The organism is Streptomyces sp. Ru62 (assembly GCF_002920615.1).
GTDB lineage: Bacteria > Actinomycetota > Actinomycetes > Streptomycetales > Streptomycetaceae > Streptomyces.
In genome coordinates, this window is sequence record NZ_PQSU01000001.1 from 402,033 (window position 1) to 414,420 (window position 12,388).

The 12,388-nt window shown below is 72.4% G+C and carries 8 protein-coding genes; 6 read left to right on the plus strand and 2 right to left on the minus strand.

Annotation, left to right across the window (positions count from 1 at the left end; translation table 11 throughout):
• Nucleotides 1-329: 329 nt before the first annotated feature.
• Nucleotides 330-1,826, minus strand: a complete 1,497-nt coding sequence (locus tag C3492_RS01955; RefSeq protein WP_103809930.1) for an MFS transporter — start codon at nucleotides 1,824-1,826, stop codon at nucleotides 330-332.
• A 445-nt stretch (nucleotides 1,827-2,271) separates the two neighbouring features.
• On the opposite strand from C3492_RS01955, the gene C3492_RS01960 reads away from it, so the two are divergent.
• The 4 genes from C3492_RS01960 (at nucleotide 2,272) to C3492_RS01975 (ending at nucleotide 9,786) form a co-directional block, all read left to right on the plus strand.
• A complete protein-coding gene (locus C3492_RS01960) occupies nucleotides 2,272-3,060 on the plus strand; it encodes an ABC transporter ATP-binding protein (protein WP_030657902.1) in 789 nt (262 codons plus the stop codon).
• Entirely contained in the window at nucleotides 3,057-5,639 is a 2,583-nt protein-coding gene (locus C3492_RS01965; protein ID WP_103809931.1) for an ABC transporter permease, read from the plus strand. Before C3492_RS01960 ends, C3492_RS01965 begins: the two co-directional genes overlap by 4 nt.
• A gap of 229 nt (nucleotides 5,640-5,868) precedes the next feature.
• On the plus strand, nucleotides 5,869-9,399 hold the full coding sequence (gene mfd, locus C3492_RS01970; RefSeq protein WP_103809932.1) for a transcription-repair coupling factor: 3,531 nt from the start codon (nucleotides 5,869-5,871) through the stop codon (nucleotides 9,397-9,399).
• A 27-nt stretch (nucleotides 9,400-9,426) separates the two neighbouring features.
• Nucleotides 9,427-9,786 carry a MerR family transcriptional regulator gene (locus tag C3492_RS01975; protein WP_103809933.1) on the plus strand — a complete coding sequence of 120 codons (360 nt, stop codon included), beginning with the start codon at nucleotides 9,427-9,429 and terminating at the stop codon, nucleotides 9,784-9,786.
• A gap of 76 nt (nucleotides 9,787-9,862) precedes the next feature.
• Here the strand turns inward: C3492_RS01975 and C3492_RS01980 are convergent, their stop codons facing one another.
• Complete coding sequence (locus tag C3492_RS01980; RefSeq protein ID WP_103809934.1) at nucleotides 9,863-10,624, minus strand: SDR family NAD(P)-dependent oxidoreductase; 762 nt, start codon at nucleotides 10,622-10,624, stop codon at nucleotides 9,863-9,865.
• Nucleotides 10,625-10,842: 218 nt separating this feature from the next.
• Here C3492_RS01980 and C3492_RS01985 point away from each other — a divergent pair, with 218 nt between their 5' ends.
• A complete protein-coding gene (locus tag C3492_RS01985; protein ID WP_103809935.1) occupies nucleotides 10,843-11,559 on the plus strand; it encodes an HNH endonuclease family protein in 717 nt (238 codons plus the stop codon).
• A gap of 85 nt (nucleotides 11,560-11,644) precedes the next feature.
• Nucleotides 11,645-12,388, plus strand: coding sequence for a GNAT family N-acetyltransferase (locus C3492_RS01990; RefSeq protein ID WP_181140143.1), 744 nt, complete (start codon nucleotides 11,645-11,647; stop codon nucleotides 12,386-12,388).

Genomic DNA, 12,388 nt, shown 5'->3' on the forward strand with positions numbered 1-12,388 from the left:
CGGGGCTCCTTGCGTGGCTCGGGTCCGTGGCGGCGGACCGCAGGGAGGTGGGGGAGCAGGGCAACGCACGCTACTCGCGCGCCGCGGGCCGCGCGGCGTTTTCACCGAACTGGCCGGTCGGTATGCGCTTTCCCGGGGAGAACGGGTCCGACCTGGAGGGTTACCCGCGTTAACCCGCCGGGGCCCAGGGGGTGGTGTCACCGGCGTCGACCCGCCGGGGCCCAGGGGGTGGTGTCACCGGCGTCGACCCGCCAGGGCCCAGGGGGTGGTGTCACCGGCGTCGACCCGCCAGGGCCCAAGGGGCGTCACCCTCGTCGACCCGCCCGGGTTCAGTCCTGGAGCACCGGGAACCGCCGGGGTGCCACCAGCAGCAGCACCACGAAGGCCAGGGCGGCCGCGCACGCCGCGCCGAGGTAGACCGCATGGACCGCGCCGGCGATGGCCCGCCGGGTCGCCTCGGGGGCCGTACCGCCGTCCAGCGCGCGGGTGACGGAGTCCAGGTCGCCCGCCCCGCCGAGCCGCGCGGCCAGCACGCCGTTGGCGACGGCACCGAACAGGGACGCGCCCAGGGTCTGGCCGGTCTGCCGGCAGAACAGGACCGACGCGGTGGTGGTGCCCCGCTCCGACCAGCCCACGGTCGACTGCACCCCGACGATCAGCGGGAGCTGGAACAGCCCCAGCGCCCCGCCCAGCAGCAGCATCAGCAGCGTCGGCTGCCACCACGACCCGGGATACGGCAGGAACGGGAACGCGAACAGGATCAGCGCCGCCAGGCCGATGCCGAGCAGCGCGGTGTCCCGGAAGCCGATCCGCCGGTAGACGTGCTGGCTGAGCGCGGCCGACACCGGCCAGCTCAGCGTCCACACCGACAGCACGAACCCGGCGGCCACCGGCGCGAGCCCCAGCACCGACTGCGCGTACGTCGGCAGGAACACGCTCGGCGCCACCATCAGCAGCCCCAGCGCGCCCAGCGCCAGGTTGACGGCCGCGATCGTCCGGCGCCGCCACACCCAGCCCGGGATGATGGGGGCCGCGGCCCGCCGCTTCACCCGCACCACCACGCCGACCAGCACCAGACCCGCGCCGAAGAGGGCCAGCGACGGCGCCGACAGCCACGGCCACGCCACCCCGCCCTGTACCAGCGCGGTCAGCAGCACCCCGCCGCACGCGAACACCGCGAGTGCGCCGGCCCAGTCCACGCGCGCGTGCCGCGCGTCCTCCCGTTCCGGCTCGTGCAGATGACGCACGATCAGCCACAGGGCGGCGGCGCCTATCGGCAGGTTGACCAGGAAGATCCAGCGCCAGTCGGCGTAGGTGGCGAGCACCCCGCCGAGCCCGGGTCCGGCCACCGCGGAGACCGCCCACACCGTGGAGAGCTTGGACTGGATCTTCGGGCGCTCCGCCAGCGGGTACAGATCGGCGGCCAGCGTCTGCACCGTGCCCTGCAACGCCCCGCCGCCCAGGCCCTGCACGATCCGGAACGCGATCAGCGCCCCCATGTTCCAGGCGGCCGCGCACAGCAGCGAGCCGAGCAGGAACACGGCCGCGCCCACCACCAGCACCGGCTTGCGGCCGAAGGTGTCGGACAGCTTGCCGTACACGGGGAGCGTGACGGTGACGGCGAGCAGATAGCCGGAGAACAGCCACGAGAAGACGGAGAACCCGCCGAGGTCGCCGACGATCTGCGGTACGGCCGTGGAGACGACGGTGGAGTCGAGCGCGGCCAGTGCCATCGCCAGCATGAGCGCGGCGACCACCGCGCCCCGCCGCCGGGTGTCCTGCCGCCGCCCGGCTCCGCCGCGTACCGCCGGTGTCGTACTCCCCACCGCACACCCCTCCCGTGGCCCCTGCCGGACGCTACCCCGTGCCCCCTGCACGTATCACCGGGACGACAGCTTCCCACGGCGGGCGGGGCTTGACCCTGACGCGGCGGAAGGGTGGAGGCTTTCCGCACCGAAGGGTGGAGGGGACCCCGAGAACGGCTCCACCCGGCGGTGGAGCACCCCTAGGGGTTCCTCCGTACTACGGCTCGGGGAGGGTTCGTCCCGGCGGAGGACGAGACCGGCCGGGGGCGTTCCCTAACCTGGCTTCACGCCGCTGGGGGGCGGCGGACCGCACCGGCGGGGGTGGGGATTACCCCCGGGAAAGACGGGGCTTCGCACCAGCGCGCGACGCCCCCGCCGACCGCGAGACTCATCGACGTAACCCAGGACGACGCCCGGAGCACCGGGACATCGACCACGACCTGTCAACCGACATAGGAGACATACCGTGACATCGGCTGTAACCATTCCCAGGCACGGGGGCACTGGAGGGACTACGGCCGTTGCCGCGCGGGCGCGGCAGGTCGTGAAGGCGTACGGGTCCGGCGAGACCCGTGTCGTCGCCCTGGACCACGTCGACGTGGACATCGCCCGCGGCCAGTTCACCGCGATCATGGGCCCCTCCGGGTCCGGCAAGTCCACCCTGATGCACTGCCTCGCCGGCCTGGACACGGTGACGAGCGGTCACATCCACCTGGCCGACACCGAGATCACCGGCCTGAAGGACAAGAAGCTCACCCAGCTGCGCCGGGACCGCATCGGCTTCATCTTCCAGGCGTTCAACCTGCTGCCGACGCTGAACGCGATCGAGAACATCACGCTGCCCATGGACATCGCCGGCCGCAAGCCCGACCGGGCCTGGCTGGACCGCGTGGTGGAGACCGTCGGGCTCGCCGGGCGCCTCAAGCACCGCCCCACCCAGCTCTCCGGCGGCCAGCAGCAGCGCGTCGCCGTGGCCCGCGCGCTCGCCGCCCGCCCGGAGATCATCTTCGGGGACGAGCCGACCGGGAACCTCGACTCGCGCGCGGGAGCCGAAGTCCTGGGCTTCCTGCGCCGCTCGGTGGACGAACTCGGCCAGACCATCGTCATGGTCACCCACGACCCCGTGGCCGCCTCCTACGCCGACCGCGTGCTCTACCTCGCCGACGGCCGGATCGTCGACGAGATGTACCAGCCGACGGCCGAACAGGTCCTGGACCGCATGAAGGACTTCGACGCCCGGGGGCGCACGTCATGACCGTGCTGAAGACCTCGATGCGCAACTTCTTCGCGCACAAGGGCCGCATGGCGCTGTCGGCGATCGCGGTCCTGCTGTCGGTGGCGTTCGTGTGCGGCACGCTCGTGTTCACCGACACGATGAACACCACCTTCGACAAGCTGTTCCAGGCCACGTCCTCGGACGTCCAGGTCAGCGCCAAGGGCTCCTCCGACACCGGGGAGACCACCTCCCGCACCGGCAAGCCGCCCGTGCTGCCCGCCTCCGTGGTCGGGAAGGTCCGCGAGGCCCGGGGCGTCAGGTCGGCCGAGGGCACGGTGTTCTCCACCTCGGTCACCGTCATCGACGCCGACAAGGACAAGCTGTCGCCCACCAGCGGCGCGCCCACCATCGTCGGAAGCTGGAACGGCAACGACGCCCGCACCATGGAGATCACCTCCGGTGCGGCGCCCAAGGGCCCGGACCAGGTGATGGTCGACGCCGACACCGTCGACAAGCACCATCTGAAGCTCGGCGACGAGATCGGGGTGATCACGGCCGTCGGCACGCACCACGCGCGCGTGTCCGGCATCGCCGCCTTCAAGGTCACCAATCCCGGTGCCGCGATCTTCTACCTGGACACGAAGACGGCCCAGCAGGCCCTCGTCGGCCGGACCGGCGTCTACACCAACGTCAACGTCATGGCCGCGAAGGGCGTGACCGACGCGCAGCTGAAGAACAACGTCACCGCCGTCCTCGGGCACGACTACAAGGTGCAGACCGCCAAGGAGGTCGCCGACGCCAACCAGAAGAGCGTCCAGAGCTTCCTGAACGTCATGAAGTACGCGATGCTCGGCTTCGCCGGGATCGCCTTCCTCGTCGGCATCTTCCTGATCATCAACACCTTCTCCATGCTGGTCGCCCAGCGCACCCGTGAGATCGGCCTGCTGCGCGCCATCGGCTCCTCCCGCAAGCAGGTCAACCGGTCCGTGCTGGTCGAGGCGCTGCTGCTCGGAGTCATCGGCTCGGTGCTCGGCGTCGGCGCGGGCGTCGGCATCGCGATCGGCCTGATGAAACTCATGGGCCAGATCGGCATGAACCTGTCCACCGACGACCTCACCGTCGCCTGGACCACCCCCGCGATCGGCCTGCTCCTCGGCGTGGTCGTCACCGTCCTCGCCGCCTACCTGCCCGCCCGGCGCGCCGGCAAGGTCTCCCCGATGGCCGCCCTGCGCGACGCGGGCGCCCCGGCCGACGCCAGGGCCGGCGCCGTCCGCGCTCTGATCGGGCTGCTCCTGACCGGCGCCGGCGGCTGGTGCCTGTACGCCGCCGCCACCGCCGACCAGGCCAAGACCGGCTCGGGCTGGCTGGGCCTGGGCGTGGTGGCCACGCTCATCGGCTTCGTCGTCATCGGCCCGCTGCTCGCCGCCGCACTGGTCCGGGTCCTCGGCGCGCTCATCCTGCGGATCTTCGGGCCCGTGGGCCGCATGGCCGAGCGCAACGCGCTGCGCAACCCGCGCCGCACCGGCGCCACCGGCGCCGCCCTGATGATCGGCCTCGCCCTGGTGGCCTGCCTGTCGGTGGTCGGCTCCTCCATGGTGGCCTCGGCCACCGACCAGCTCGACAAGACCGTGGGCACGGACTTCATCATCCAGGGCGACCAGGAGTACAACCTGATCAAGCCGCAGATGGTGCAGAAGATCAAGGACACGCCCGGCCTGGAGCGGGTCACCGAGTACAAGCTCCTGGACGCGTCCCTGACCACACCCGACGGCCGGGTCACCAAGAAGGAGACCATCAACGCGGCCGACCCGACCTACGTGCAGGACCTGCGCACCAAGACCGTCGCCGGTGACCTCGCCGACGCCTACAAGCCCGACTCGATGTCCGTCTTCGAGGGCTTCGCCAAGGACCACGGCATCAAGCTCGGCTCCACGGTCGCCGTCCACTTCGAGGACGGCCGCACGGCGAAGCTGACCGTCCGCGCGATCACCAGCGACGAGGTCGTCGTCGACAAGGGCGCGATGTACGCCTCCATCGCCACCGTCGCCAAGTACGTCCCGGCCGACCGGATGCCCCTCGACCAGCTGATGTTCGCCACCGCCAAGGACGGGCAGGAAGCCGCCGCCTACAAGGCGCTGAAGTCGGCACTGCGCGACGACCCGGCGCTGACCGTGCGCGACCAGACCGACTACAAGCAGGCACTGAAGGACCAGATCGGCCAGCTCCTGAACATGATCTACGGCCTGCTGGCGCTCGCGATCATCGTCGCGGTCCTCGGTGTGGTGAACACCCTGGCCCTGTCGGTGGTCGAGCGGACCCGGGAGATCGGCCTCATGCGGGCCATCGGCCTCTCCCGCCGCCAGCTGCGCCGCATGATCCGCCTGGAGTCCGTGGTGATCGCCGTCTTCGGTGCCCTGCTCGGCCTGGGGCTCGGCATGGGCTGGGGCGCGACCGCCCAGAAGCTCCTCGCCCTGGAGGGCCTCAACGTCCTGGAGATCCCCTGGCCGACGATCACCGGCGTCTTCGTCGGCTCGGCCTTCGTGGGCCTGTTCGCCGCGCTGATCCCGGCGTTCCGCGCGGGCCGCATGAACGTCCTGAACGCCATCGCGACGGACTAGCCGCACAGGCCGGGCCGACGGCCACCGCACACGGGGGTTGCGGGGGGGCGGACCCGGTGCCGGGAGTCCTGGGGGACTTCCCGGCACCGGGTCTTCGCGCTGTGCGGTCGCCCGGGGTTGTCCACAGCCCCCCGCACCGCCGCCCACGCCGTCGTACGCTGGACAGCCCCGGCCCGTCACACGAGTCGGGCCCTTCGTGTTGCCGACCCCCTGGACGGAAAGCCCCTCCATGAGCCTGCACGGTCTGCTCGACGCCGTAGTCAAGGACCCCGCCCTCGCGGAAGCGACCAGGGCGGCGGCGAACGGCAACCGCCCGCACGTCGACCTGGTCGGCCCCCCGGCCGCCCGCCCCTTCGCGATCGCCGCCCTGGCCCGTGAGGCCGGCCGCCCGGTGCTGGCGGTCACCGCGACCGGCCGGGAGGCCGAGGACCTGGCCGCCGCCCTGCGCTCCCTGCTGCCCGAACAGGGCGTCGTGGAGTACCCCTCCTGGGAGACGCTCCCGCACGAGCGGCTCAGCCCCCGCAGCGACACCGTCGGCCGCCGCCTCGCCGTCCTGCGCCGCCTCGCCCACCCCAGCCCCGACGACCCCGGGACCGGGCCGGTCTCGGTCGTCGTGGCGCCCGTGCGCTCCGTGCTCCAGCCGCAGGTCAAGGGCCTCGGCGACCTGGAACCGGTGGCCCTGAGGACCGGCCAGAGCGCTGACCTGAACGATGTCGTCGAAGCCCTCGCGGCCGCCGCCTACGCGCGCGTGGAGCTGGTCGAGAAGCGCGGCGAGTTCGCCGTGCGCGGCGGCATCCTGGACGTCTTCCCGCCCACCGAGGAACACCCCCTGCGCATCGAGTTCTGGGGTGACGACGTCGAGGAGATCCGCTACTTCAAGGTCGCCGACCAGCGCTCCCTCGAAGTCGCCGAGCACGGCCTGTGGGCGCCCCCGTGCCGCGAGCTGCTGCTCACCGACGACGTCCGCGCACGCGCGCGTGCCCTCGCCGAGGAACACCCGGAGCTGGGCGAACTCCTGAACAAGATCGCCGAGGGCATCGCGGTCGAGGGCATGGAGTCCCTGGCCCCGGTCCTGGTGGACGACATGGAGCTGCTGCTCGACGTCCTGCCCAAGGGCGCCATGGCCGTCGTCTGCGACCCGGAGCGGGTCCGCACCCGCGCCGCCGACCTCGTCGCCACCAGCCAGGAGTTCCTCCAGGCGTCCTGGGCGGCCACCGCCGGCGGCGGCGAGGCCCCGATCGACGTCGGCGCCGCCTCCCTGTGGTCCATCGCCGACGTCCGCGACCGCGCGCGCGAGCTGGACATGATGTGGTGGTCCGTCTCGCCGTTCGCCGCGGACGAGGAGCTCGACGCGGACACCCTCAAGCTCGGCATGCACGCCCCCGAGACCTACCGCGGCGACACCGCGCGGGCCCTCGCCGACACCAAGGGCTGGCTCGCCGACGGCTGGCGCGCGGTGTTCGTCACCGAGGGCCACGGCCCGGCCGCGCGCACGGTGGAGGTCCTCGGCGGCGAGGGCATCGCCGCCCGCCTCGACAACGACCTCGGCGAGCTCAGCCCCTCCGTGGTGCACGTCTCCTGCGGCTCGATCGAGTACGGCTTCGTCGACCCGGCACTCAAGCTCGCCGTCCTCACCGAGACCGACCTGTCCGGCCAGCGCACCGCGACCCGCGACGGCGCCCGGATGCCGGCCCGCCGCCGCAAGACCATCGACCCGCTCACCCTGGAGCCGGGCGACTACATCGTCCACGAGCAGCACGGCGTGGGCCGCTACATCGAGATGGTCCAGCGCACCGTGCAGGGCGCCACCCGCGAGTACCTGGTCGTGGAGTACGCGCCCGCCAAGCGCGGCCAGCCTGGCGACCGGCTGTACATCCCGACCGACCAGCTGGAGCAGATCACCAAGTACGTCGGCGGCGAGGCACCCACCCTGCACCGCCTGGGCGGCGCCGACTGGACGAAGACCAAGGCGCGCGCGAAGAAGGCCGTCAAGGAGATCGCCGCCGACCTGATCAAGCTCTACAGCGCCCGCATGGCCGCGCCCGGCCACGCCTTCGGCAGCGACACCCCCTGGCAGCGCGAGCTGGAGGACGCCTTCCCCTACGCGGAGACCCCCGACCAGCTCACCACCATCGCCGAGGTCAAGGAGGACATGGAGAAGTCGGTCCCCATGGACCGCCTGATCTGCGGCGACGTCGGCTACGGCAAGACCGAGATCGCGGTCCGGGCCGCCTTCAAGGCCGTACAGGACGGCAAGCAGGTCGCCGTCCTCGTCCCCACGACCCTGCTGGTGCAGCAGCACTTCGGCACGTTCTCCGAGCGGTACGGACAGTTCCCGGTGAACGTGCGGGCGCTGTCCCGGTTCCAGACCGACACCGAGGCCAAGGCCGTCCTGGAAGGGCTGAAGGACGGCTCGGTGGACGTCGTCATCGGCACCCACCGCCTGTTCTCCTCCGAGACCAAGTTCAAGGACCTGGGCCTGGTCATCGTCGACGAGGAGCAGCGCTTCGGCGTCGAGCACAAGGAGCAGCTGAAGAAGCTCCGCGCCAACGTCGACGTGCTGACCATGTCCGCCACCCCGATCCCGCGCACCCTGGAGATGGCGGTCACCGGCATCCGCGAGATGTCCACGATCACCACACCGCCGGAGGAGCGGCACCCGGTGCTCACCTTCGTCGGGCCCTACGAGGAGAAGCAGATCGGCGCCGCCATCCGCCGCGAACTGCTGCGCGAGGGCCAGGTCTTCTACATCCACAACCGCGTCGAGTCCATCGACCGCGCGGCGGCCAGACTCCGCGACATCGTCCCCGAGGCGCGCATCGCCACGGCCCACGGCCAGATGTCCGAGTCCGCGCTGGAGCAGGTGGTCGTCGACTTCTGGGAGAAGAAGTTCGACGTCCTCGTCTCGACCACGATCGTCGAGTCCGGCATCGACATCTCCAACGCCAACACGCTCATCGTGGAGCGCGGCGACACCTTCGGCCTGTCCCAGCTGCACCAGCTGCGCGGCCGGGTCGGCCGGGGTCGCGAGCGCGGCTACGCGTACTTCCTGTACCCGCCGGAGAAGCCGCTGACGGAGACCGCCCACGAGCGCCTGGCGACCATCGCCCAGCACACCGAGATGGGCGCGGGCATGTACGTGGCGATGAAGGACCTGGAGATCCGCGGCGCCGGAAACCTGCTCGGCGGGGAGCAGTCCGGGCACATCGCCGGCGTCGGCTTCGACCTGTACGTCCGCATGGTCGGCGAGGCCGTCGCCGACTACCGGCGCCAGCTGGAGACGGGCGAGATCGAGGAGGAGGCACCGCTGGAGGTCAAGATCGAGCTCCCGGTCGACGCGCACGTCCCGCACGACTACGCGCCCGGCGAGCGCCTGCGCCTCCAGGCGTACCGCTCCATCGCCTCGGCCAACTCCGAGGAGGACATCAAGGCCGTCCGCGAGGAGCTCACCGACCGCTACGGCAAGCTGCCCGAGCCGGTGGAGAACCTGCTGCTGGTGGCCGGGCTGCGGATGCTCGCGCGCGCGTGCGGCGTCGGCGAGGTCGTGCTGCAGGGCACCAACATCCGCTTCGCGCCGGTGGAGTTGCGCGAGTCGCAGGAACTGCGGCTCAAGCGCCTGTACCCGGGCACGGTCATCAAGCCCGCCGCGCACCAGGTGCTGGTCCCGCGCCCGAAGACCGCGAAGGTCGGCGGCAAGCCGCTGGTCGGCCGCGAACTGCTCGCCTGGGTCGGCGAGTTCCTCACCTCGGTCCTGGGGTGACGGCAGGCGTACGGGGACGGGGCGCGCGTGCGGATCGGTGAGCTGGCCGAGGCGACCGGAACGACACCGCGCGCCCTGCGCCACTACGAGCAGCAGGGCCTGATCACCTCCGCACGCGCCGCCAACGGCTACCGCGCGTACGACACCGGTACCGCCGTCCGGGTCCGCAACATCCGCCGGCTGCTGGAGGCGGGCCTCACCCTGGACGACGTACGGGCTTTCCTGCCCTGCCTGGACGGCGACGTCACCGCCGGTCCGGCCTCCGCCAGGGCACTGCGGGTCGCTGGGGACCGGCTGGCCGTGCTCGACGCGCGCATCCGCGCCCAGACGGCGGTCCGGGACCGGCTGGCGGCGGCGTTGCGGGAGGCGGGCGACACGGTGCCCTGAGCGAACCGGGCCAGGCGACGGCCGAACCGGTTCGGGCGACCACGCGAACCGGTTCAGAGGACCACACGGAACCGGGTCAGGCGACCACCGCGCCGCCGTCCACCGGCAGCACCACCCCCGTCACGAACGACGCCCCCGGGGAGGCGAGCCGGGTGATGGCCCAGGCGACTTCCTCTGGGCGGCCGATCCGGCCGAGCGGGGTGTGGGCGAGCTGCCACCTGCGCAGGGCGGCGCGCTGCTCGGGGGTGAAGCCGGCGTGGTCGGCGACCGGGGTCTCGATCGCGCCCGGGGCCACGGCGACCACCCGGATGCCGTGCGGCGCCAGTTCCACCGCCCAGCTGCGGGTCAGCGTCTCCAGGGCCGCCTTGCCCGCCGCGTACAGGGAGTTCCCGGGCCAGGCGCGCTGGCCCACCGAGGTGGTCACGTTCACCACGACACCCCGGCTCCCGGTCAGCACGGGCAGCGCCGCCTGGGTGAGCAGCACGGGTGCGAGGAGGTTGGTCTCCAGCAGCGGTCGTACCGACGCGCGTGTGTAGCCGCGCAGGGAGTCGGCGGTGACGACGGCCGCGTTGTTGACGAGCACGTCGATCCGGCCGTACCGCTCCAGCGCGGCCCGTACGACGGTGCCGGGGCCGTCCTCGGCGGTCAGGTCGGCGGACAGGGGCGTGATCCCGGGGTGCCCGTCGGCGGTCTCGGCCAGGGGCGCGGCCCGGCGGCCCACGGCGACGACGCGGGCGCCCTCGGCGGCGAACGCGCGCGCGGTGGCGCGGCCGATGCCGGTGCCGGCGCCGGTCACGAGGACGGTACGGGGGCCCTGGGGGTGGCTGCTCTCGGTCATGCGAGGATCGTCGGACCCTGACGCCAGTGACAAGGTCAAGCCCGCCCGGAGGGCGCGCGCGGCAACGGCCTGTCATATTCTCCAACCGGCGCCCGGTTTGCTGCCCCATGCCCCCTTCGCGCTCGCATCTGATGGGCTGTGGAGGGAAGTTACGGTGGTGAGCGGAACGATCCGCCCGCACCTGCGGGGCGGGCCAGGGTGAGCGAGGGAGACGCACTGTGACGCGTCCGAGGGGCGGAGCGGCCATCGCCGTGGCGGTGCTGGTCGCCGTGACCGGCTGCACGGCCGAGCAGACCGAGGGGGCCTCCGGGCCCGCGAAACGCGGGGGCGGGGGCGCGGCACTGGCCGCCGTCGACTCGCTGACCGTCAAGGGGCGCGCGCCGAAGACCGGTTACTCCCGGGAGCGGTTCGGCACCGCCTGGGCGGACACCGACTCCAACTCCTGCGACACCCGCGACGACATCCTCAAACGCGACCTGAAGCAGGTGCGGTTCACCGGCGGCGGTTGCAAGGTCTCCTACGGGCTGCTGGACCCCGACCCCTACTCCGGCAAGGACATCACCTACCGGCGCGGCCGCAGCCAGGTCGACATCGACCACGTCGTCGCCCTCTCCGACGCCTGGCAGAAGGGCGCCAAGTACTGGGACCCCAGCAAGCGCATAGCGCTGGCCAACGACCCTCTGAACCTCCTCGCGGTCGACGCGAGCACCAACCGCGGCAAGGGCGACGGCGACGCGGCCACCTGGCTGCCGCCCGAGAAGTCCTACCGGTGCGCCTATGTCGCCGCCCAGGTCGCGGTCAAGAAGAAGTACGGCCTGTGGGTCACCGCCGCCGAGCGGACCGCCATGAAGAAGGTCCTCACCGGCTGCCCGGACCAGAAGCTCCCCACCGGCGGCAACCCCACCAAGGCACCCGAGCGGTTCCGCGCCCGGTGACCCGCACGGGCACCGGCCGCACCGCCGTCCCGCCGCCGGGCAATTCGCTGTCCCGCCCGGGGAGGCACCGCCTACCGTGACCGTCATGGACATCAAGGTGAGCAGCCTCGCCGAGCGGCCCGACCGGCTCCGCGCGGTGCTCGGCATGACCGACACCTGGCCCGAGTTCGTCACCCACGACCTGGTGGGCAACGCCCACTACGGCCGCATCCCCACCGAACTGCCCGAGTACACCCTGTTCGCCGAGGACGCGGACGGCCAGGTCGTCGCCCACGCCCACAGCGTGCCGTTCGCCCTCGACCTGGACGGCCGGCGCACCCTGCCGGCCCGGGGCTGGGACCAGGTCCTGGTGTGGGCCTTCGCCGACCTGCGCCACGGCACCCGCCCGGACACCGTCAGCGCCATCGCGGTCACCATCGCCCCGCACGCCCAGGGCCGGGGCCTGTCGTCCGTCATGCTCTCGGCGATGCGCGACAACGCCCGCGCCCGCGGCTTCCGCGAGGTGGTCGCCCCCGTCCGCCCCAACGCCAAGCACCGCGAGCCGCACACCCCGATCGCCGAGTACGCCCACCGGGTCCGCCCCGACGGGCTGCCCGAGGACCCCTGGCTGCGCGTGCACGCCCGGGCCGGCGCCGCCATCGACTCCATCGCCCCGGCCTCCATGACCGTGACTGGCTCGCTGGAGGAGTGGCGCCGCTGGACCGGACTGCCCTTCGACACGGCGGGCGACGTCGAGGTGCCCGGCGCGCTGGTCCCGGTCCGCTGCGAACCGGAGCACGGGTACGCCGTCTACACCGAGCCCAACGTATGGATGCGGCACCCGCTGTGA